The 18582-nt window shown below is 39.7% G+C and carries 18 protein-coding genes and 1 riboswitch; of the genes, 5 read left to right on the top strand and 13 right to left on the bottom strand.

The genetic code is table 11. The annotated features are described in order from the left end of the window. Window positions 1-175: 175 nt before the first annotated feature. The 8 genes from PSF27_RS00235 to rhlE form a co-directional block, all read right to left on the bottom strand. Window positions 176-940 carry an SDR family oxidoreductase gene (locus tag PSF27_RS00235; RefSeq protein WP_206085357.1) on the bottom strand — a complete coding sequence of 255 codons (765 nt, stop codon included), beginning with the start codon at window positions 938-940 and terminating at the stop codon, window positions 176-178. An 84-nt stretch (window positions 941-1024) separates the two neighbouring features. Continuing rightward, a complete protein-coding gene (locus PSF27_RS00230) occupies window positions 1025-1903 on the bottom strand; it encodes an ABC transporter permease (RefSeq protein ID WP_375084316.1) in 879 nt (292 codons plus the stop codon). A 179-nt stretch (window positions 1904-2082) separates the two neighbouring features. Next, window positions 2083-3597: a sugar ABC transporter ATP-binding protein gene (locus tag PSF27_RS00225; protein WP_306803618.1), complete on the bottom strand. Its 1515-nt coding sequence runs from the start codon at window positions 3595-3597 to the stop codon at window positions 2083-2085. Between the two features lie 78 nt (window positions 3598-3675). Then, on the bottom strand, window positions 3676-4644 hold the full coding sequence (locus PSF27_RS00220; protein ID WP_306803617.1) for a substrate-binding domain-containing protein: 969 nt from the start codon (window positions 4642-4644) through the stop codon (window positions 3676-3678). A 94-nt stretch (window positions 4645-4738) separates the two neighbouring features. Next, window positions 4739-5671, bottom strand: a complete 933-nt coding sequence (locus PSF27_RS00215) for a ribokinase (protein WP_206085353.1) — start codon at window positions 5669-5671, stop codon at window positions 4739-4741. Window positions 5672-5686: 15 nt separating this feature from the next. Further along, window positions 5687-6367, bottom strand: a complete 681-nt coding sequence (alsE, locus tag PSF27_RS00210) for a D-allulose 6-phosphate 3-epimerase (RefSeq protein ID WP_206085352.1) — start codon at window positions 6365-6367, stop codon at window positions 5687-5689. 84 nt (window positions 6368-6451) lie between these two features. Next, the gene (locus tag PSF27_RS00205; RefSeq protein WP_206085351.1) at window positions 6452-7261 is read right to left on the bottom strand and encodes a DeoR/GlpR family DNA-binding transcription regulator; all 810 of its coding nucleotides are present in this window, start codon (window positions 7259-7261) and stop codon (window positions 6452-6454) included. 522 nt (window positions 7262-7783) lie between these two features. Next, window positions 7784-9124: an ATP-dependent RNA helicase RhlE gene (gene rhlE / locus PSF27_RS00200; protein ID WP_272680620.1), complete on the bottom strand. Its 1341-nt coding sequence runs from the start codon at window positions 9122-9124 to the stop codon at window positions 7784-7786. A 281-nt stretch (window positions 9125-9405) separates the two neighbouring features. Here rhlE and cecR point away from each other — a divergent pair, with 281 nt between their 5' ends. From cecR to PSF27_RS00175, 5 genes are read left to right on the top strand one after another with little or no spacing between them, the layout of a single operon-like run. After that, window positions 9406-10098: a transcriptional regulator CecR gene (gene cecR, locus PSF27_RS00195; protein ID WP_272680619.1), complete on the top strand. Its 693-nt coding sequence runs from the start codon at window positions 9406-9408 to the stop codon at window positions 10096-10098. 60 nt (window positions 10099-10158) lie between these two features. Then, complete coding sequence (gene hlyD, locus PSF27_RS00190; protein ID WP_206085348.1) at window positions 10159-11154, top strand: secretion protein HlyD; 996 nt, start codon at window positions 10159-10161, stop codon at window positions 11152-11154. A gap of 10 nt (window positions 11155-11164) precedes the next feature. Continuing rightward, window positions 11165-12904 (top strand): ATP-binding cassette domain-containing protein, encoded by a 1740-nt coding sequence (locus PSF27_RS00185; protein WP_272680618.1) that lies wholly within the window; start codon window positions 11165-11167, stop codon window positions 12902-12904. Continuing rightward, a complete protein-coding gene (locus PSF27_RS00180) occupies window positions 12901-14040 on the top strand; it encodes an ABC transporter permease (protein WP_272680617.1) in 1140 nt (379 codons plus the stop codon). The genes PSF27_RS00185 and PSF27_RS00180 overlap by 4 nt, the downstream gene beginning before the upstream one ends. An 8-nt stretch (window positions 14041-14048) precedes the next feature. Beyond that, window positions 14049-15155: an ABC transporter permease gene (locus PSF27_RS00175; protein ID WP_206085345.1), complete on the top strand. Its 1107-nt coding sequence runs from the start codon at window positions 14049-14051 to the stop codon at window positions 15153-15155. Between the two features lie 177 nt (window positions 15156-15332). Here PSF27_RS00175 and PSF27_RS00170 read toward each other — a convergent pair whose 3' ends face one another. The 5 genes from PSF27_RS00170 to moaA all read right to left on the bottom strand — a co-directional run bounded on the left by PSF27_RS00170 (window position 15333) and on the right by moaA (window position 18358). Next, the gene (locus PSF27_RS00170) at window positions 15333-16040 is read right to left on the bottom strand and encodes a Bax inhibitor-1/YccA family protein (RefSeq protein ID WP_206085344.1); all 708 of its coding nucleotides are present in this window, start codon (window positions 16038-16040) and stop codon (window positions 15333-15335) included. A gap of 134 nt (window positions 16041-16174) precedes the next feature. Beyond that, window positions 16175-16627 carry a molybdopterin synthase catalytic subunit MoaE gene (gene moaE / locus PSF27_RS00165; protein ID WP_206085343.1) on the bottom strand — a complete coding sequence of 151 codons (453 nt, stop codon included), beginning with the start codon at window positions 16625-16627 and terminating at the stop codon, window positions 16175-16177. Window positions 16628-16629: 2 nt separating this feature from the next. After that, window positions 16630-16875 (bottom strand): molybdopterin synthase sulfur carrier subunit, encoded by a 246-nt coding sequence (gene moaD / locus PSF27_RS00160; RefSeq protein WP_272680661.1) that lies wholly within the window; start codon window positions 16873-16875, stop codon window positions 16630-16632. Beyond that, window positions 16875-17351: a cyclic pyranopterin monophosphate synthase MoaC gene (moaC, locus tag PSF27_RS00155; protein WP_206085341.1), complete on the bottom strand. Its 477-nt coding sequence runs from the start codon at window positions 17349-17351 to the stop codon at window positions 16875-16877. The genes moaD and moaC overlap by 1 nt, the downstream gene beginning before the upstream one ends. Window positions 17352-17377: 26 nt before the next feature. Continuing rightward, window positions 17378-18358: a GTP 3',8-cyclase MoaA gene (gene moaA, locus PSF27_RS00150; RefSeq protein WP_206085340.1), complete on the bottom strand. Its 981-nt coding sequence runs from the start codon at window positions 18356-18358 to the stop codon at window positions 17378-17380. Then, window positions 18348-18488: riboswitch (molybdenum cofactor riboswitch) on the bottom strand. Its footprint overlaps the gene before it by 11 nt. Window positions 18489-18582: the final 94 nt, after the last annotated feature.

Genomic DNA, 18582 nt, shown 5'->3' with positions numbered 1-18582 from the left:
ATTGGCCATGGGATAGCTCAATATGTTCACATGGAAAATAAAGGCACGAATTTGAGCTGACTATAATACATTTTCTTGGCTAAATAAGTATAAAAATGAGCATGCTTTGCAATGACAAAAAAACACCTCAATAAGTATAACTTACTGAGGTGTTTTTCATTCAAAATATGAACAATTAAACGATAGTAAAACAACCATCGATTATTAAATCAGCACCAGAGGTATAACTTGCAGCGTCAGATAATAAATAAATGACAGCACCAGCAAGCTCTTCAGGTGTTCCCATTCGTTTAAATGGGATCATTTTAACCCATTCATCCTGCCAATCTTGTCTTACCGTCGCCGTCATTTCAGTTCGAATATAGCCAGGGCTAATTGAATTAACGCGAATACCAAGCTGGCTCCATTCAACTGCTAAAGATTTGGTTAAATGCACGACAGCCGCTTTTGATGCATTATAGGACGCTTGCTCTTGTGGAATATTCACGATAGTCCCAGACATCGATGCTGTGTTCACAATACTACCTGGTTTATCATTTTTAATCAGATAACGAGCAAATGCTTGAGCAACAAAGAAAACACCATTTAAATTAACATCAACAATTTTACGCCACTCGTCAGGGGCGCAATCAACTGCCGGTTTATGCAAGCAAATCCCTGCATTATTAAATAATAAATCTAAGGTACCAAAATCAATTCCAACGGACTCAATGCACGCCTTCACATTTTCAGGGTCTACCACATTGCAGCGGTAGGCTTTTGCTTTGATATGATAATTTTTTTCTAATTGCTCAGCGATATCACTGGCATCAGCAAGATCAAAAATAGCAATATCAGCACCTGCATTCGCTAAATATTGTGCAACAACTTTTCCAATACCTTGCTTACCACCAGTGACAATGGCAACTTTCCCCTTTAAAGAAAAAATATCACTACTCATAATCGCACTCTCCATAATGGATAATTATTTGCTTATTTTTTTACAGGAAATAAGCTCTATTTATTAGCTCACTACCTATTGTTCTTACAATTTTACTTTTGATTTAATACTTTCCAGCATCACAGCAATAATAATAATGATGCCCTTAACCACTTGTTGGTTATAACCAGAGATATTCATCAGGTTCATCAAATTAGAAATAATACTTAAAATTAAAACGCCAATAATCGTGTTAATAACAGTGCCTCGACCACCCGCTAAACTTGCACCACCCACAACTACCGCTGCAATAACATCTAATTCAAAACCAACCGCTAATACTGGAGAACCAACACCTGTTCTTGTTGTGGCTAAAATTCCTGCAATCCCACAGGCTAACCCACTTAGTGCATAAACAGCTAACTTGTAATAATTAACTCGAATACCTGCAAAGCGTGTTGCCGTTTCATTTGAACCAATTGAAACCACTAAACGACCAAATACCGTATGCTTATATAAAAATTGAGCTAGTAAAATAAAGATACCAAATACGTAAACAGGTAAAGGAATCCCAAATAAATAACCAGTACCAAATTCGATTAATGCAGGGTCATCAATAAATACAGGCTGTCCTTTTGATATTATCAATCCTAAGCCCCGAGCAATTGTCATCATTGCTAATGTGGCAATAAATGGTGCGATATTAAACCAGGTCACTAAAATACCTGCAAAAGCACCAATAATGGTTGCCATAATAATACCAACGGCTAATGCGGGCCATAGACCAATATCAGGGATCATTAATGCAACAACCACAGAAACTAAGGCCATAATTGCACCAACGGATAGATCAATTCCCCCTGTTAAAATAACAAATAGCATACCTAGTGTAGCTAGCCCGAGAGGAACGCTTTGCCTTAATACGTTAGTAATATTATCGGCACTATAAAACCGATCTGATAAAAAACCCGCAACAACAAGCATGATAATAAAAACAAGTAGTGTTGAATTCTCGCCGATCAACTTTGCTATTTTTCTTAATAAAGATGGTTGATTGTTCGATTTATTTTCCACACTCAAATTTGAGTTTTCTAATATTTCCATGGTGTATCCTTTTTATTTTTATCTGTAACTTAGATTACAGCGCTACATTTAAAAATGAGTTAATTTGCCATTGCAGCTGTTTTTTCATGTTTGACAATAGCGTGACGCATGATATTTTCTTCTGATAGTTCATTTTCTTGTAACTCAGCGGTAATTCGCCCTTCACTCATAACGTAAACACGATGAGAAAGCGAAATGACTTCAATCATTTCCGATGAAATAACAATTACTGAAAAATCTTTTTGCGCTAATTCATTAATTAAGTGATAAATTTCAACTTTAGCGCCAACATCAACACCTCGAGTGGGTTCATCTAAGATTAATACATCACAGTTTGTATTTAGCCATTTGGCAATAACGACTTTTTGTTGGTTCCCACCACTTAAACTCGAAATTGGGTCATCCATATTGTTAAATTTAATTTTTAACTTATCTTTAAAGATGCTCGCTAATGCCCGTTCTTTACTAACCCGAATAACACCTTTTAATTGGCAAATAGAGCGTAACTTTGTCAAACTAATGTTTTCACGAATAGGTCTAGATAAAATTGCGCCTTGAATTTTTCTATCTTCTGGAACTAATCCAATACCTTTGCTCATTGCATCACTTGGGTGGTGAATAATAATTTCTTTATTATCTTTAATGATTCTACCCGACATTATTTTATCGATGCCAAATAAGCATCTTGCAATTTCCGTGCGTCCTGAGCCGACGAGCCCAGCTAGGCCTACAATTTCACCTTTTTTAACATAAAGATTAATATTATTAAGTAAGCTTTTAGTGGATAAATTTTCAACCTGCAAAGCAATCTCATTATTTGGCGTATTTTTAACTGGGTATAGATTTTCAAAACTTCGCCCCACCATACCTGTAATAATATCGTCCTCTGTACACGTTTTAGGATCCAGTTCTTTCGTCGTTTCCCCATCTTTAATAACCGTAATTGCATCCCCAATTCTAAATATTTCTTCTAACCGATGGGAAATATATAAAATAGTGACACCTTGTGCCTTTAAAAATTTCAATTGGCTAAATAAAATATTAATTTCACGCTCAGATAGTACAGCTGAAGGCTCATCTAAGATTAAAATATTAACATCTCGAGCCAATGACTTCGCTATTTCAACCATTTGTTGATATGCAACACTCAGTGTTTTAGCCTTAACGGTGGGATCAATATCAAAACCTAAATTTTTTAAAACATGACTAGCACGTTTATTTAATAATTTTCGGTTTATAGTCGCTTTCCCAAAACCAAGGTCCCCCAGAAAAATATTTTCGGCGACAGTTAGCTCAGGTGAAATAGCAAGTTCTTGGTAAATAATACCAATTTTATGTTGTCTGCTTTGCTTTGGTGTCGTGAAGTTCACTTCTTCACCATTAATAAAAACTTGCCCACTATCTTTTGTATATATGCCAGATAGAATTTTCATTAATGTTGATTTTCCGGCTCCATTCTCACCTACAATTGCATGTATATCACCCCGCTTAACTTTAAGGTTAATATCTTTTAAGGCATGAACCCCACCAAAACTTTTTTTCACACCCTTTGTCACAATTGCATATTCTTCCATCATAAATACCTTTTGCTTTATTAACTATGATAGATTTTTAGAGGTGCGGTATTCTATTACCGCACCTCACGCACTTAATTAATACAGTGCTTTTTCATCATAATATTTCTTAACATTATCTTTATTAATGACAACTGGCGTGATGTAAGAATAATCAGGGAATTCTGTTTGGCCTGCTTTATGCTTAGCAATAACATCGATAACAGCAGATGTTAGTGTATCTGGGTTATTTGAAGATGTTGCTTGCAATTCACCACGTGAAATCGCTTCAAGTGCTTTTTTATATCCATCATTCGAGAAAATTTTCACGTTATCTAATTTGTTTGCGGCTTTCAAAGATAAAACTGCACCTAAGACCATTTCATCAGATTCGGTATAAACGCAGTTAATTTTATCTCCCTGTGCAACGAGCAAATCTTCCATCGCTTTAAGACCACCTTGCTGGTCCCAATTTCCCCAACCTTGGCTTAACACTGTTAGATTTGTTTGGTTATATTTTCTAAGTTGCGCTTCCATCACACCACGAACAAAGTTTGCTCGACGAGCTTCACCGACTAAATTACCTTGATTCCCACTGATAAAGACACAGTTCATTTGATTTTTACCAAATAAATCAACTGCATACTCTCCCATTAAGACATTATTTTTTCCGTTATCAGCCTGAACACGTGTTATGACAGGAGCACTTAGTGGAATATCACTGTCTAAAATAATGGTTGGAATACCTTTATTTTTTGCCATATTCGTAATACGAATACCTGCTTCTGGATCTTGTGGATTTAAAACTAAATAATTAATTCCTTGAGATAACATATCCTCTACATCTGAGATTTGCTTATTTAAATCCCCGCGTGCATCTGTCGTGATTATTTCATAACCTTTTTCTTTAGCATGCTTTTGCATGTATTGATCAAGCCCATTAAAAAATGCGCCATTTAATGTTCTATTCGCAAAACCAATTTTTATTTTATCTTCAGCATTAGCTAAACCTGTTGAAAATGCAGAGACAACAATAGTACAAAGCAATAATTTATTAATAGCTTTCATTATATTTACCTTATATGTAGGGATGGTGCTTTCTATTATTTTGATAACTATGTAACTAAATTTTCCTAATGCCTTTATTATTAAATTTAATTGATTAAATAGACTGAGCGAGTAACCTTTCTTCTACTTCAGATAAATCAGGTAACGTGCCAGCCCCTAGCTTTTCAACACTCACAGCCGCATAGGCAGATGCAAAACGGGTCGCAAAACGGATTGAATCTCCCATTGCTAATCTCGCCGCTAACGCACCATTAAATGCATCTCCAGCACCAGTCGTATCAATAGGTTGTGAAGGGAAACACGGAATAATCATTTTCCCTTCATCATCAGATAACAATGCGCCAAGCGAACCCATTGTGATAATGACATTTTTACATCCTTTAGCGTGGATTAAGTCAGCAGCTTGGCTCGCACTTTCATAGTCTTCCACTTTGCACCCTGTAATTAGCCATGCCTCTGTTGAATTAGGTGTAATTAAATCAACCTGTTGTAACATCTCACTCGTCACTGGCTGCCAAGGCGCTGGGTTTAAAATGACAAAAGCATTATTCGCCTTGCCAATAGCAATCACACGCTCAATAGCTTGTAAATTATTTTCTAATTGCACTAATACAACATCAGCACAAGAAATTGTTGGCTCACATTGGGTGATTTCATCGTCTGTCACTGTCATATTTGCGCCGGGGTCAACGGCTATCATATTTTCAGCATCACCATCACGCTCAGCGACATAAACGAGTGAATTTCCAGTTGAAATTTCATTCGTTACCAATAAGGTAACGGCATTAAAACCAACTGACTTTAGATGCCTACGTGCATATTGCCCAAAAGCGTCCTCACCTATTTTTCCGATATAATGGACATTTGCACCTGATTTTAAAGCCGCCGTTGCTTGGTTTGCTCCTTTTCCACCTGCACTTGTCATACTGCTGTTTGCGACAAGTGATTCACCTGGAAATGGGAAACGAGATACTCTGGCAACCATATCAAAGTTAAACGAGCCAAATACACATACTTTTCCTGCCATAATTAATCCTTAAAACTAAGCATAATTCAGTGAGGTGAGAATATCTTCTTGCATCGTTTGCCATGTTTCAGATAGCGGAATACCTTTTTTAAATAACCCACTACTTCCCATAATTAAAACTTGCCCACCTGCTTTTAATAAGGCTTTATACGTATTTTTATTACAAGAACCATCAACCTCAATTAAGAATGAATAATTCCCTTCTGCTTTTTTCTGATTCAAAGCATAGATTTTTTCTACCATTTCGGGAATAAACGCTTGCCCTGCATAACCTGGATCAACCGTCATCACAGTTACTTTATCAATTAAATGAATATAAGGATTTAACACCTCAATACTTGTCGCAGGATTTAAAACAATCCCAACTTTTTTGCCCTTATTACGAATATGACTAATCACTCTAAATGCATATGAACTTATAATTTCCGCATGCAAAGAAATACTGTCAGTTCCAACAGAAATTAAATCATCAATAAAATCCATTGGGTGTTCTACCATGAGGTGAACATCAATGGGTAGCTGTGTATAAGGTTTGATTTGTCGAATAAAATCAACTGACAATGCCAAGTTCTTGACATAATGCCCATCCATTATATCCACATGCAGCATATCCGCATTATCATTTAAAAATGATAATTGCTCAGATACTTTCATCATATCGATACACATTAAAGACGGTGAAATTAAGTATTTCATCTTTTCATCCTAATAAATATTTTATTTAATACAATGCTGCCTCTGACATATATAAATTCAGAGTTTTATTATTTAATTATAAGTTTAATTAATCGTAATAACTTTAACGTTATGCCACGTCATTTCTTTTTGGAATAATGGGTCATCAAATTTTTCAGTAATTAATAGATCAATATCACCAAATCCACAAACTCGAGCTGTTCCTATCTTTCCAAACTTACTTTGGTCAACTAATAAAATAATTCGACGCGATATTAAAAACATTTGCCTAAGGAGTGCTGCATGAGCTTCACTATCCGCATAAATGCCTCTGTCTCTATCAATTCCTTGACAGGAAAAAAATAGTGTATCGACATTCTGTTCATTAATTTGTTTGATTGTCGTTTCACCAAAAAAAGCTTCTTCTGCAACAGAAAATTCCCCACCTAACCCGACGACACGCGTCGATGTCCGCGGCATCAGCGTTTGAATAATCGCAACAGAAGGCGTTACAACTGTTAATTCAAACTCAGGAAGTTGCCTAGCTAAGAACCAACTGCTGCTGCTACCATCTAATAAAATAATTTGCTGTGGTTGAATAAAATCCAACGCAACTTTCGCCATGCGTGTTTTATTTTCTATATTTAACGCCGTTCGAACTCGAAATGCGCCTTGTTTTACTGAAGGTGGCATTTCTTGAGGTGCATAATAGGGTATCAACGACGTTTTTAGCTTATTTGATAACAACGCCCCACCATGGCTTCGATTCACCATTCCTTGATGTTCAAGGTCTGTTAAATCTCGCCGCACCGTCTCCCGAGATACCTGTAGACGCTCGGCCAAATCATTAACACGCATTGCACCATGTTCTTGAATGAGGGCAACAATAGCATTATGTCTTTCGAGTTGTAGCATATTTGTCCCCTTTCAATATGGGGATGAGTATAGCCGTATCAATTCATGATTACTGAGCCGTTTTTCTCATAACGTTAGGATCAGGGGAAAAAGCCATTTTCTGTGATTTTTCTCTCAGAAAACACAAATTCCCCCTAACTTAGCGATGCTGTATCGCTTAATAGTTTGCATATCGGTCAAATACGGGCAAATACAAAGAAAAATACAAAAGCCCGTATTTACCCGCATAAACCCGTTTATGCCCGTTTTGATAATTCACTGATGAAATTAATTTGTTTTATTAAAATTTGAAAGGGATTTTGTGAAAATATTGTTATCTTATGCTGTACATCTCAATTTGATGATCACTGAGATAGTATCGTGCTGAAATTAATATTAAGCTGGGAAGATTGGCATCAATCGAATGATTGGTTTAAACAATAGAATAAAAGGTGAATTTTAAGGGAATAAAGCCAAGCCTTACTCCCTTAAAATTTAGTGCACTCATTATGTTACTAATAGCCACATCATTTTTTGATGTAACTAGCTATCCTTACGCCCTTGACTCACTTTTTTCTGGGCACTTTTCCACGGTGATGTAGATGCTGAACCTCTGTTACCACTGGCTTTCGCAGCTGGTGAATGACTACGACGTGGAGACTTAGTATTGTTGCCATGGTTTCTATCACCAGAGCGGCGTTCATTGCGCTGTGGTGTTTTTTGAATCGGCTCTGCTTTAATAGATGGATCGGGTTCATAACCGTCAATCGCCATCAATGGGATCGATTTTTTCAGCAGTTTTTCAATATCTTTAAGCAGTTTAGCCTCATCAATACACACTAATGATACCGCCATACCAGTTGCATCTGCGCGGCCAGTACGGCCGATACGGTGTACATAGTCTTCGGCAACATTTGGTAATTCAAAGTTCACCACATAAGGCAGCTGCTCAATATCGAGGCCGCGAGCAGCAATATCAGTTGCCACTAAAACACGGATATCCCCTGATTTAAAGTCCGCTAAAGCGCGTGTTCGTGCACCTTGGCTCTTATTACCATGGATAGCCGCCGCTTTAATACCATCTTTATTCAAATGTTCAGCTAAACGGTTTGCTCCGTGTTTTGTTCTTGTAAAAACAAGAACTTGCTGCCAGTCATCACGACCAATCATAAATGACAGTAACTCAGCTTTACGCTTTTTATCCACTAAATGAACGTATTGCGTTATTTGCTCAGATGCTGAATTTCGAGGGGCAACTTCAATAGTTACGGGATTATTCAGTAACTTGTTTGCTAGCTGTTTAATGTCATCCGAAAATGTTGCTGAAAACAATAAATTTTGGCGTTTTTTCGGTAATTTATTGATAACACGGCGAATATCGTGAATAAAGCCCATATCCAACATGCGGTCAGCTTCATCCAATACAAACATTTCGACCTGAGAAAGATCAACCGCATTTTGGTGCTCTAAATCCAATAAACGGCCTGGCGTAGCAATTAAAATATCTACCCCACCACGCAATTTCATCATCTGCGGATTGATACTCACACCACCAAAAACAACAAATGAACGAATACGCAAGTGACGGCTATATTCTTTTACATTTTCAGCAACTTGAGCCGCAAGCTCCCTCGTTGGCGTCAAAATGAGTGCACGGATTGGTCTACGATTATTACCGCGAGGGTTAGAAACCAGCTTTTGTAAAATAGGCAGTGTAAAGCCTGCTGTTTTACCTGTTCCAGTTTGTGCACTCGCAAGAAGGTCGTTTCCTGCAAGCACTGCGGGGATAGCTTGTTGTTGAATAGGCGTTGGACTTTCATAGCCTAACTCATTAATGGCAAGCAAAATTTCCTCGTTTAACGCGAGGTCTGAAAAAGTTGTCAAATTAAATTACTCCGAGCTTCACCGCTTCAAATTGATTGTGGCAGTTCTGGGGGAAGTGAGTCAGAAGAAAAAAGCGCAAACTGCCGTGCGACATTGCAAAATTCTAACATTATTTGATGGTGATAAATATATTAATTTAGTTTGGGTAATAAATTAATATAAAATTCCCTCTATATAGTATATATACTTATACAACACTATGAGTTGTCGTTTATGACCCCTTTTAAACATAAAGAGCCACTTAGAGCTTATAAAGTATGATTTAATTCTGATTTAAAGGAATGTTTATGAATATAAATTCGTCACCAACCTTGCGGGGAGAAAACGCAAAGTTACAACTACTACTTACAGCTGCGGATGTTTATGGAGAACAAGGGCTTGATGGGGCAACCACCCGCAAGATTGCGCAAGCATCAGGGCAAAATATCGCCGCAATTTCCTACTATTTTGGCTCTAAAGAAGGGCTTTATTTAGCTGTCGCGAAGATGATTGCAAAAAATATTAAAGACAGTTTCCATGATGTATTTCTTGCCATTGATCGCTTTTTAAATCAATCCGCTAATGAAAAAACGCCCCAAGAAGCACTCGATTTGTTACAAAAAACAGTGGTAACGTATAATTACTTTCAGCTTGAAAAGAAAAACTTAAGTTTTTCTCGTATTTTAGCGCGAGAACAACTTAACCCCACCGAAGCTTATACCATTATTCATGAGCAAGCTTTAGGCCCTATCCATTCTCGTTTAAACCGCTTAATTGCTGTTTATATCGGGGCTGACCCCAATCACCTCACAACACTTATTCATACCCACGCCATTTTAGGTGAAACGTTGTCATTTCGTATCGCTCGTGAAACCTTATTACGCCAAACGGGGTGGAAACATATCAATGAAAATGAATTTAAAATTATTAATCAAGTTCTTATTGAACACACAAATATATTATTAGCGGGATTACGTCATCGCAAACAAATTTAAAAGTGATATGATTAATTGATTAAAGTGGAATCATTTCTTGTCGATTAACTAGGGTGAACGATGAACAATAAAAGCCGTTCTATTTTTGTTTTTATTATTGTTATATTAATCGGTGCTGCAGTTTCTGGTTATTATTACTATCAATCTCAACAAGATAAAACATTAACGTTATATGGCAATGTTGATGTACGAACGGTTAACTTAAGTTTCAGAGTACCTGGCAAGCTCGTGTCCTTAACTGTTGATGAGGGCGCGCGCATTGCGATCGGTGATAAACTTGGTCAATTAGATGATGCGCCTTACATTAATGCTTTAAATAAAGCTAAAGGTGTGCGAGAAAGCGCCAAAGCCCAATTAATGCTAAAAGAAAGTGGCTACCGCACCCAAGAAATTGCCCAAGTTGAAGCTGAAGTTGCCCAACGGCAAGCGGCTTGGCAATATGCAGATAACTTTTATAAACGCCAACAAGGCCTAGCAGCTTCTCGTGTCATTTCTGCCAATGATCTCGATAATGCAAAAAATAACCGCAATCAAGCTTTTGCAGCTCTTCAAGCCGCCCAAGACAAATTGAATCAATACCAAAGTGGCTTCCGCCAAGAAGAAATTGCGGCGGCTAGAGGGGAGTGGTTACAAGCAGAAGCTGCTGTTGCTCAGGCTGAGCTAGATTTACAAGACACCGTGCTAATTGCCCCATCCAATGGCACTATTTTAACCCGCGCCATTGAACCAGGCACTAATGTTGGTGCAGGAAACAGTATTTTTAGTGTTACCCTCACTCACCCAGTTTGGGTACGCGCTTATATCAGTGAACCACACCTTGGCAACGCTGTTCCTGGATCGCAAGTTACCCTCTATACAGATAGCCGCCCTAATCAACCATACCATGGCACAATTGGCTTTGTTTCTCCAACGGCTGAATTTACGCCTAAAAGTGTACAAACACCTGATTTAAGAACCGATTTGGTTTATCGTTTACGTATTATTGTTGATGATGCAGATGATGCTTTACGCCAAGGCATGCCTGTCACCATTTACTTTGCAAATAACAAGAAGTAAAAAAATAGTCATGAGTGATGATTACAGCATCAGTCTTAAAGGCGTCGAAAAAAGCTTTAACGGCTTAGATTCTCCTGCAGTTGAAAGTCTCACAATGGATATCAACGGTGGGTCTGTCACAGGGTTAGTTGGCCCTGATGGCGCAGGAAAAACGACATTAATGCGTATGCTCGCAGGGCTACTCAAACCTGATGCTGGGCATATTCGTGTGATGGGGTTAGACCCTATTCAAGACAGTATTGCAGTGCGTGCAAACCTCGGCTATATGCCTCAAAAGTTTGGTTTGTATGAGGATTTAACGGTTCAAGAGAATTTGGACTTATACGCAGATTTGCGCAGTGTTATTGGCGAAGAGCGCGAAAAAACCTATCAACAGTTGCTGTCATTCACTAACCTTTCTCCTTTTACGCAACGCCTTGCAGGCAAACTTTCAGGTGGAATGAAACAAAAGCTAGGTTTAGCCTGTACACTGCTTGGTAAGCCCAAAGTGTTATTATTGGATGAGCCAGGCGTTGGCGTTGACCCTATTGCAAGGCGTGAACTTTGGCAGATGGTTCACACCCTTGCCGATGATGGAATGTTAATATTATGGAGCACTTCATATCTTGATGAAGCCCAACAATGTAAAGAGGTACTGCTTCTTAATAAAGGGCAATTACTCTATTCTGGCAAACCTGAGTTATTAACACAAAAAATGGCGGGGCGCTCCTATTTACTTGAGGTTCCAGCTGCACAAAAGCGCACTGTATTACAAAATGCATTAGTGCTTCCTGAAACGACAGATGGCGTTATCCAAGGCCGCTATGTTCGCTTGATTCTAAAGCCTGGCGCATCTCAAGAAAGTCTGTTAAGTGCGCTCAATATGCAAGAAAACAAGCTAATTGCCGCACAACCTCGATTTGAAGATGCGTTCATTGACCTTCTTGGCGGCGGCCCTTCTCACCGTTCAGAGTTAGCCGCCATTGTGCCACAAATTCCACCAAACCCTCAGGAAACGGTGATTGAAGCGCGTAATCTCACCAAAAAATTTGGGGATTTTGCAGCGACAGATCACGTCAATTTTCAAGTCAAACGCGGTGAAATTTTTGGGCTGTTAGGCCCCAATGGCGCAGGAAAATCGACAACCTTTAAAATGATGTGCGCCCTGATGAAGCCCACTGAGGGACATGCTTTAGTGCTGGGTATGGATTTAAAAACCAGCTCAAATAAAGCCAGGCAGCACCTTGGTTATATGGCGCAGAAATTTTCCCTCTATGGGAATCTAAAAGTGGGGCAAAACCTAAAGTTTTTTTCGGGAGTTTATGGATTACATCATAAAAAACAGTCGGCTAAGATCCAAGAAATGGTGGATGCCTTTAGCTTCAAGCCAATTATCAATCAAATTACAGACTCCCTTCCTTTGGGTTATAAACAGCGCCTTGCCCTTGCCTGCTCACTCATGCATGAGCCCGATATTTTATTTTTGGATGAACCCACTTCAGGCGTCGACCCATTAACTCGTCGTGAATTTTGGCTACATATCAATGGGATGGTGGATAAAGGCGTGACCGTGATGGTCACCACACATTTTATGGATGAAGCAGAATATTGCGACCGAATAGGGCTTGTTTACCATGGTAAAATTATCGCAGCTGGCACACCTGACGAGCTAAAACAACAAGTTGCTACTCGTGATAACCCAGACCCCTCCATGGAAGATGCATTTATCGAACTTATAATGAATTACGACAAACAACAGGAGGCTAAATGAATCATGCCGCCTCTTCTTTTTCATGGCGTCGGCTAAAAGCCTTGTGCTGGAAAGAAACCAAGCAAATAGTACGCGACCCCAGTAGTGCTCTAATTGCAGTACTTATCCCATTGATGCTGCTATTTATTTTTGGTTACGGCATTAACTTAGACTCAAGTAAATTGCGTCTTGGCATTTTAATGGAGCAACAAAGCCAGCCTGCACGAGAGCTCGTTGATACCTTTACGGGCTCTCCTTTTGTTGACGCCACTATCAGTGATAACCGAAAAGCGTTAATCGACAAAATGCAAGCAGGTGAAATTCGTGGAATTATCGTGATCCCAGTAAATTTTTCAGCACAATTGCTGCAACCTGAAGGACATGCAGCGATACAAATTATTACCGATGGGAGCGAACCAAACACCGCAAACTTTGTTCAAGCCTACACCAAAGGTGTCTGGCAAATATGGCAGCAGCAACAAAGTGAAAACCAGGCAAACACAGTTTCGCCATTAATCGAGCTCAATATGCGTTACTGGTTTAATGAGGCAGCAATAAGCCAACATTTTATTATTCCAGGAGCAATTAGCATTATTATCACTGTGGTTGGCGCAATTTTAACATCACTGGTTATTGCCAGGGAGTGGGAACGCGGCACAATGGAAGCCTTACTTTCAACCCAAATCACTCGCACTGAATTATTACTCTCAAAATTATTACCTTACCAAGTTCTTGGCTCTTTTGTAATGGTACTTTGCATGCTCGTTACAACCTTTGTTCTGGGCGTACCATACCGCGGGTCATTATTGGTGCTGTTTGTTATCACGAGCCTATATCTTGCTACGGCCCTTGGCATGGGGCTATTAATATCCACCATTACCCGCAACCAATTTAATGCAGCAATGGTAGCATTAAATGCCGCATTTTTACCTGCAATTATGCTGTCTGGATTTATTTTTGAGATTGATAGCATGCCAGCCATCATTCAGTGGGTAACTTATTTTATCCCCGCACGTTACTTTGTCAGCAGCTTGCAAACGTTGTTCCTTGCAGGGGATATTTACTGGGTGTTACTGGTCGATTTCTTATTATTGGTTGCATCAGCAATCTTATTTATTGGCCTAACGGCGCTGAAAACTCGCCGTCGACTGGATTGAGGTGCACTATGCTTTATCGCTTATACACCTTAATTATGAAAGAGTTACAATCATTATTACAAGAGCCACAAACTCGAATTATTTTGATTTTACCTGTGATTTTCCAAATGATTTTGTTCCCACTTGCGGCAACACTAGAAGTCACAAATACCACCATTGCAATTTTTGACCAAGATGGCGGCAAACATTCTGTTGAACTTACCCAGCGGTTAGCTAAAGCCAGTGCATTTTCCCACGTGTTGCTCGTCAAAAGTGAACATGAAGTTCGCGACACACTCGATAACCGTAAGGCACTGTTAGCCGTGCGTTTTAGCCAAAACTTTAGCGCAGATATCGCCTCACATACTCCTGCTAATATGCTGCTGTTACTTGATGGTCGCAACTCAAACAGTTCACAAATTGCGGCAAATTATGTCGAACAGATTGTGATGCAATATCAACAAGAGTTAACACAAAACCAAATCAAACCCAATAATAGTGAGTTGGTTATTCGTAATTGGTACAACCCAAACTTAGATTATAAGTGGTTTATTGTGCCCTCTTTGGTGGCGCTGATTACCACGATTGGCGTGCTGATTGTGACCTCCCTTTCCATTGCGCGAGAACGGGAGCAAGGGACGCTAGATCAACTCCTGGTTTCCCCATTAACAACATGGCAGATTTTTATTGGTAAGGCTGTGCCTGCATTAATTGTGGCGACAGCCCAAGCAAGCCTTGTGTTAGTTATCGGGATTTTTTGTTATCAGATTCCATTTGCAGGTTCACTGCTGCTGTTCTACGCCACTATGATATTTTATGGTCTATCGCTAGTGGGTTTTGGCTTGTTAATTTCAGCGCTGTGCTCAACGCAGCAACAAGCCTTCATTGGGGTGTTTGTCTTTATGATGCCTGCCGTACTGCTTTCTGGTTATATATCCCCAGTCGAGAACATGCCCGTTTGGCTACAAGATATCACTTGGGTTAACCCAATTCGTCATTTCACTGAAATCACTAAACAAATCTACCTTAAAGACGCAGATTTTTCAGTGGTTTTCCAAAGTTTATGGCCATTGCTGATTATTGCTATTATCACCAGTTCTGCGGCGTATTATCTCTTTAGAAAGAAAATTGCCTAATGCCATGATGAATATCTGTCGATTTGGCAGCCTAATTAAACTCAGGCTTGGCATTCAAATAATAAGAAAATTATATTTTTTAGTACGATTACTATGAAAAAACCCTTGCTACCGAAGTAACAAGGGTTTTGAATTTTATTCACTAAAACATTCTAGTGATGAATGTTTCACTCGCTGTTAGCGACGGTCACCGAAGATACGCAGTAACATTAGGAACAAGTTGATGAAGTCTAAGTACAGAGACAGCGCCCCCATAATGGAGTATTTACGCATTGTTTCTCTGTCATCTTCATTAATTTGAGCACCCATTTCTTTCAGCTTTTGAGTGTCATAAGCCGTTAACGCAGCAAACAGTAACACACCACCGTAAGTGATCACCCAGTACATCATTGAGCTTTGTAGCCAGATGTTAACTAAGGAAGCCACAACGATACCAATCAGCGCCATAAACAGGAAGTTACCCATTCCTGTTAAGCTACGCTTAGTGGTGTAGCCATAGAAGCTTAATGCACCAAACATGACCGCAGTGATAACAAAGGTACCTGCGACAGATTCACCAGTATACGCGGCAAGAATGACAGAAATAGTTAAGCCCGTTAACAATGAATAGAGCATAAACATGCCCGTCGCCATCATTCCGCTAATTCTTTGCAGTAAGAAGGAAATACCCATCACTAAACCCAGTTCAGCAATGATCATCCCGAAGAATAAAATTTTGTTAGTCGCAATGGTGTAATACAAGCCACTGCTGACTGAATACCAAGCTACAAATGCTGTCAACAGCAAACCGACGGTCATCCAACCATAGACTTGCGACATAAATGCCTGAACGCCAGTTTCGGCCCTCTGGACAAGAGAATCATTACGTTGATCAAACTGACCCATGATGGTTACCCTTTTGCTAAAATAAAAATCGACACAGTAAAAATACTGCAATCGGAGAAAATTAACCAAAGTCTAACACATTATTATGACATTACCATTCGGCAAATTCGTATTTTTCGGAGGAAAAAGTGCGATTACCAGCGGCTTGCGGACGTTTCGTCACTTTCTTTCGCTTCAACCCAGCGTTCGTTATCTGGCAACGTCTCTTTTTTCCAAAATGGTGCTTTGGTTTTTAAGTAATCCATAATAAACTCAGCGGCTTGAAATGCTGCGTTGCGATGCGCACTTGTCACCCCAACAAACACAATTTCCTCACCTAGCTGCAAAGTACCAATGCGATGAATCACACTCACACGCTGCAAAGGCCAACGTTCTCTTGCTTCTACTACAATGTTTGCTAAGGCTTTTTCTGTCATACCTGGATAATGCTCAAGCGTTAAGGCCGCAACAGTATCACCAAGGTTATGATTACGAACTTTACCTGTAAAAGTCACGACGGCTCCATCGCTATCACACTCTGCAAGCCATTGATATTGTTCACCAACACTGAAGTTGTGTGTTTGGACGGCAATATGGGTATTTTCCATCATTATCCCCCTGTTACTGGTGGGAAAAAGGCGACTTCATCCCCTTCCGCCAGTGAATGTTCGAGGGAAACAAATGATTGATTAACTGCTGCCAGTAATTTTCCGCTTTCTAACGCCAAAGCCCAGCGATCACCTTTTTGCGACAAAGCAAGACGTAGAGACTCAACTGTTTGATATTTTTCCGTTATTTCAAGTCTATCTGTTCCCACTAATTCGCGAACTTGTGCAAAAAATAATACTGTAATCATCATTCCACCTTAAAATGTCCAGATTTACCGCCTGTTTTTTCTAACAAACGAACAGGGCCGATGACCATGTCTTTTTGTACCGCTTTGCACATATCGTAAATGGTCAATGCCGCCACCGAGGCTGCAGTCAGTGCTTCCATCTCCACACCAGTTTTACCCGTTAGACGGCAGCATGTTTCGATGCGAACACGGCTATGTGCTTGTTCTGCTTCAAGAACAACCTCCACTTTAGTTAACAACAGAGGGTGACATAATGGAATTAACTGCCATGTATTTTTAGCGGCTTGGATGCCCGCAATACGTGCCGTTGCAAACACATCCCCTTTATGGTGACTGCCATCAACAATCATGGCTAAGGTTTCGGGGTTCATGGTGACATAAGCTTCTGCACGAGCTTCACGGACAGTTTCAGCTTTAGCTGAAACATCAACCATATGCGCCTCGCCCGACGCATTGAGGTGAGTCAGTTGGGACATAGTTTCTCCTGAAAATCTTAAAAGAATTAACCGCCAATAACGGACAAATTAGGGGTAATACCGCTATCACCCATATGTAGAAAATGCGTTTCGCGTTTGTGATGCAAACCACGCTGTATCCGCGCTTTTAGCGCTTCATTTTGGTTATCATCCCCTAACAAATCACGTAGAGGAATGCCATTTTCACCAAACAGGCACAAATGGAGATTACCTAAAGAAGATACACGAAGGCGATTGCAGCTTTGACAAAAGTCTTTTTCATACGGCATGATAAGGCCTATTTCACCCTGGTAATCTGGGTGACTAAAGACCTGAGCAGGGCCGTCATTGCGAGAACGAGGAAGGCGATACCAACCTTCTTCAATTAAACGGTCGCGAATCGTTTCGCCAGAAACATGAAAACGTTGGAAAATATCACTGCCATCCCCTGTTTCCATTAACTCAATAAAACGCAGTTGAATTGGGCGGTGCTTAATCCAATTTAAGAATGACTTCAGACCAATGTCGTTGATATTTTTCATCAACACAGCGTTGACTTTCACTTTTTCAAAGCCAGCCTCAAAGGCAGCATCTATCCCTTTCATCACTTGGAAGAATTTGTCTTGCCCAGTGATTGCCGCAAACTGTCGTGGGTCTAAGCTATCCACACTGACATTAATTGCATTCAGGCCTGCATCTTTCCACGATTGAACGTCTCTCGCCATGCGATAACCATTGGTGGTAACTGCGATTTTTTTAATCGCTGCATTTTCATGAATGGTGGCAATAATTTCACTGAAATCTTTGCGCATGGTAGGTTCACCGCCTGTAATACGCACTTTTTCTGTGCCTAATTCAGCGAATGCGCTGCTGACACGGCGAATTTCATCCAGAGTGAGGAATTCATGGCGGCCACTTGGTTGATAACCATTAGGCAGGCAGTATGTGCAACGAAAGTTGCAAACATCTGTTATAGAAAGCCGAAGATAGTAAAATTTTCGGTCAAATTGATCGACGAGTTGCTGCATAATCACACCTTTCCAAATACGGGAGATGCAGACATTTCTATCTTGCACCCTGGTGACTCTATGGCCACGGCCAGAGCATCATATTTGTGAAAACAAACTTAGACGCAAAGGCTAGGAGTTTTATTTGGAACAAAGCCGCTAATTTAATAACGAAAACAAACCACTCTGTTCACTTAATTTCTGTAAGGATTCTAGCGTATAGAATATGAAAAAGCGAACCTGAA

The sequence above is a fragment of the Providencia sp. PROV129 genome (assembly GCF_028482245.1).
GTDB lineage: Bacteria > Pseudomonadota > Gammaproteobacteria > Enterobacterales > Enterobacteriaceae > Providencia > Providencia vermicola.
Note: the sequence above shows the minus strand (reverse complement) of the source record. Positions and strands in the feature narration are given on the sequence as shown.

Excerpts from the sequence above, each read along its gene's own strand:
- PSF27_RS00235 (WP_206085357.1), bottom strand. The coding sequence starts at position 940 with ATGAGTAGTGATATTTTTTCTTTAAAGGGGAAAGTTGCCATTGTCACT.
- PSF27_RS00230 (WP_375084316.1), bottom strand. The coding sequence starts at position 1,903 with ATGCTTGTTGTTGCGGGTTTTTTATCAGATCGGTTTTATAGTGCCGAT.
- PSF27_RS00225 (WP_306803618.1), bottom strand. The coding sequence starts at position 3,597 with ATGGAAGAATATGCAATTGTGACAAAGGGTGTGAAAAAAAGTTTTGGT.
- PSF27_RS00220 (WP_306803617.1), bottom strand. The coding sequence starts at position 4,644 with ATGAAAGCTATTAATAAATTATTGCTTTGTACTATTGTTGTCTCTGCA.
- PSF27_RS00215 (WP_206085353.1), bottom strand. The coding sequence starts at position 5,671 with ATGGCAGGAAAAGTATGTGTATTTGGCTCGTTTAACTTTGATATGGTT.
- alsE (WP_206085352.1), bottom strand. The coding sequence starts at position 6,367 with ATGAAATACTTAATTTCACCGTCTTTAATGTGTATCGATATGATGAAA.
- PSF27_RS00205 (WP_206085351.1), bottom strand. The coding sequence starts at position 7,261 with ATGCTACAACTCGAAAGACATAATGCTATTGTTGCCCTCATTCAAGAA.
- cecR (WP_272680619.1), top strand. The coding sequence starts at position 9,406 with ATGTTTATGAATATAAATTCGTCACCAACCTTGCGGGGAGAAAACGCA.
- hlyD (WP_206085348.1), top strand. The coding sequence starts at position 10,159 with ATGAACAATAAAAGCCGTTCTATTTTTGTTTTTATTATTGTTATATTA.
- PSF27_RS00185 (WP_272680618.1), top strand. The coding sequence starts at position 11,165 with ATGAGTGATGATTACAGCATCAGTCTTAAAGGCGTCGAAAAAAGCTTT.
- PSF27_RS00180 (WP_272680617.1), top strand. The coding sequence starts at position 12,901 with ATGAATCATGCCGCCTCTTCTTTTTCATGGCGTCGGCTAAAAGCCTTG.
- PSF27_RS00175 (WP_206085345.1), top strand. The coding sequence starts at position 14,049 with ATGCTTTATCGCTTATACACCTTAATTATGAAAGAGTTACAATCATTA.
- PSF27_RS00170 (WP_206085344.1), bottom strand. The coding sequence starts at position 16,040 with ATGGGTCAGTTTGATCAACGTAATGATTCTCTTGTCCAGAGGGCCGAA.
- moaE (WP_206085343.1), bottom strand. The coding sequence starts at position 16,627 with ATGGAAAATACCCATATTGCCGTCCAAACACACAACTTCAGTGTTGGT.
- moaD (WP_272680661.1), bottom strand. The coding sequence starts at position 16,875 with ATGATTACAGTATTATTTTTTGCACAAGTTCGCGAATTAGTGGGAACA.
- moaC (WP_206085341.1), bottom strand. The coding sequence starts at position 17,351 with ATGTCCCAACTGACTCACCTCAATGCGTCGGGCGAGGCGCATATGGTT.
- moaA (WP_206085340.1), bottom strand. The coding sequence starts at position 18,358 with ATGCAGCAACTCGTCGATCAATTTGACCGAAAATTTTACTATCTTCGG.